Here is a 2,992-nt window from a genome sequence, read left to right as displayed (position 1 = left end):
CGGCGAGCGGCGCTGCACAACTGAGCGCGAACGCGACCAACACGGCCCTGCGCACCGTGGTCAACAACGAAGGCACCATCGAAGCCACGACCCTGAAGGCCGACAAGATCGGCATGATCTACCTGCAAGGCGCCGACCATGGGGTCCAGGTGGCCGGCGTGCTGAACGCCAGCAGCGCACAAGACTCGTCCGCGGGCGGCAAGATCACCATCGAAGGCCGCAAGCTCAACATCGCGCCGACATTGAAGGTGTCCACCCAGGGGGGGGCGGACAAGAAAACCGGCTCGCTGGCACTGACTGCCGAACGCATGCGCGTGGGTGACGCCGTACAGATGACGGCGGTGAGCTCCAGCGATACCGTGCTGTCCGGAGAGCAACTGGCCGGCATGCTGAAGCAGAACGAGGTCTTGCTCGACGGCCGGGTGAACATGAGCGTCGAGGATCGCATCTCGTGGCAGAACGGCAATGCCCTGACCCTGTCGTCCTCAGGTGATATCAAGGTCGGCGGCGCCATCACCGCGTATGGCGACAATGCCCGGTTGACGATAGGCTCACACGGGGGCGCCGTGCTGATTGACAAGGACGTGACTCTGGCCGGCAGGAATGCTTCGCTGACGCTGAATTCCAATCTGCCTGAACTGCCCGCAAAACACGAGACCCGCGGCGCTGCCTTCGTCACGCTGTCCGGCGCGAACGCCTCGTTCCGCGCCAATGGCCAGGACTATGTGGTAGTGCAGAACCTGTCCCAGCTCAGCGCCATCGATCGCAATCCGAGCGGCCACTATGTGCTGGGCAACGACATTGCCGGCCAAGGCAGCTTCATGGCTCTGGCCGGCGGCCAGCATGAGTTCAGCGGCGTCCTCGACGGCCTGGGCCATACCATTTCCAACCTGAATATCTACGGCACTGGACCATCGGTAGGCATGTTCGCCAGCATCATCAACGGCACGGTCCGCAACCTGAAGGTGGATCGCGCCATGGTCAGCGGCTCGCAAAGCCCGCAGGCCATGCAACTGGGCGTGCTGGCTGGCTCCAACTTTGGCAATATCAGCAACATCCATGTCACCAACAGCATGGTGATAGGCAGCCGTAATTCGCATGTCATGGGCGGGCTGGTCGGCAACTACTTCGGGGGCGATATCAACAATGCGTCCTTCAGCGGCAATGTAGTGGGCAACGCCAACAGCACCGCGATAGGCGGCCTGATCGGACTGGCGCAGGAGACGCCGCGCGCCAAGCAGATCAGCAACAGCTGGGCAACCGCCTACATCTCCGGCTCGGGCCACCGCGGCAACGTCGCCGTTGGCGGTCTGGTAGGCAAGAACATGGGCGCCCATCTCCTGAACGTACAAAGCACCGGCATGATCTCGGTGCAGTACGCCAATGCCAACATCGGCGGGCTGGTCGGCCTGAATGCGCAGGATCGCACAAGGCGCGACACGTCCGGCGCCATCAAGAATGCCAGCAGCGCCGCCCAGATATCGTCGGTGGGAGCCGGTAGCAATGTGGGTGGACTAGTGGGCGCCAACATCGCCGGCAAGCTGTCGAACGTAGAGGCCCAAGGCAACGTGAACGGCCACTACAGCGCCGCCATCGGCGGATTGATCGGCCAGAACACGGGCGCCCTCGTCGAAGACGCGCGCTATGAAGGCCAGGTCAGGGACGTCACGGCGAAAGCGCTCGGCGGTCTTGTCGGCAACCAAGTGAATGGCAGACTGCAGCGGGTGCGGGTGAACGCCACGGTGATCGGCGGCAATCAGGCAAACATCGGCGGCATCGCTGGCCAAATCTACGACGGTAGCGTGGACCTTGCCGACGCCTTCGTTAACCTGCGTGGCGGCGCCGATTCCATCATCGGCGGCATTGTCGGCGATGCCGATAACGCGCAACTCCAAAACCTGAACGTTCAGGCCAAGCTGTCGGCCGCGCAATCACAGTCCGGCGTTGGCTCTGCGATGGGCGGCATTGCCGGCGTGCTATGGCCGGGGTCTATCGTCAACGCCAATGCCAACGTCGATATCCAGGCGCCCCGCCTCTCGGCGACAGGCGGCATCGCAGGCGTCAACGTCGGCCACATCCTTGGCGTCAATGCTTCTGGATCGATCACCGGTGGCTCGACGGCTGGAGGCCTGATCGGGGTCAACTTCGGCGGAATCAAGGATGCAACGACATCGGTGCAGATCAACTCGCCGAACGGTGTGCAAGGCACCCTGATCGCCAGCGATCAGAACCACGCCCCAGAGTCGCTGCCGACGCTGCAGTCAACCTCGAAGCAGAACGGCTCGCTCCCACCAATCGGCCAAATCCTGGCTAACAATCGCCACTGATCGCCGCGCAGGCAAGGCTCGGGCCGAGTAATCGAGGGGGCCCGAGCCGCTCAACGGCGCCCGGCAGCACTTCGCCAACGCGCTGGACTTGGCCAGCATCGTCTACCGCATCGGCGCTGGCTGTGCGTTGACCTTCGATGTCAGCCAGCAGGATCCGAAGGTGGTGGCCAACACCACCTTCAACTTCGCCAGCCAGGGCTGCGCCCTGCGCTTCCAGGTACGCGGAGGCCTCATCGTCATCGCCATCAACCGGCCGCGCTCACACACGGCAAACCGGGCCGAGTGACGCGCCCCTCAGTCCCAGGGGCGACTCCTGGCATCCCTCCATCGTCAACGCCAGCGATCTCCATCCTGCCGACCACCTTCGCCAGGGCGACGAACACGCATTCGAGTTCGGAAAACTGGCGTGTCACTCATGATTCTCCCAATTTCTGATCGAAGGATTCTCCTAAATAAATAGGAGAACTTCGTTTTTTAGCCATTCGCGTTCCCATCGGTCCGAAAACGCCTACAACCCCTAGCTTGCAAAGTTCGACATTCGCATCGCGGGGCCCATCTGCTGGGGAGCAGCAGAATCAATCGACAAAGGACGTTCGCTATGAACAAGAGTTACGCGCTGGTCTGGAACGCTACCCAGGGGTGCTGGCAGGTCGCCAGCGAACTGA

General features: G+C 62.5%; 3 protein-coding genes. All 3 read left to right on the top strand.

Translation table 11 applies throughout. The features are described from left to right. The coding region (locus AC6LJ9_RS30405) for a M26 family metallopeptidase (protein WP_498150423.1) at positions 1-2,327 on the top strand (2,327 nt) is incomplete at its 5' end. Between the two features lie 88 nt (positions 2,328-2,415). Then, positions 2,416-2,613, top strand: a complete 198-nt coding sequence (locus tag AC6LJ9_RS30400; protein ID WP_498150422.1) for a hypothetical protein — start codon at positions 2,416-2,418, stop codon at positions 2,611-2,613. A gap of 312 nt (positions 2,614-2,925) precedes the next feature. Continuing rightward, the coding region (locus AC6LJ9_RS30395) for an ESPR domain-containing protein (RefSeq protein WP_498150424.1) at positions 2,926-2,992 on the top strand (67 nt) is incomplete at its 3' end.

The organism is Achromobacter sp. 1011811831 (assembly GCF_059760905.1).
This window is presented reverse-complemented; position numbering and strand designations above follow the sequence as displayed.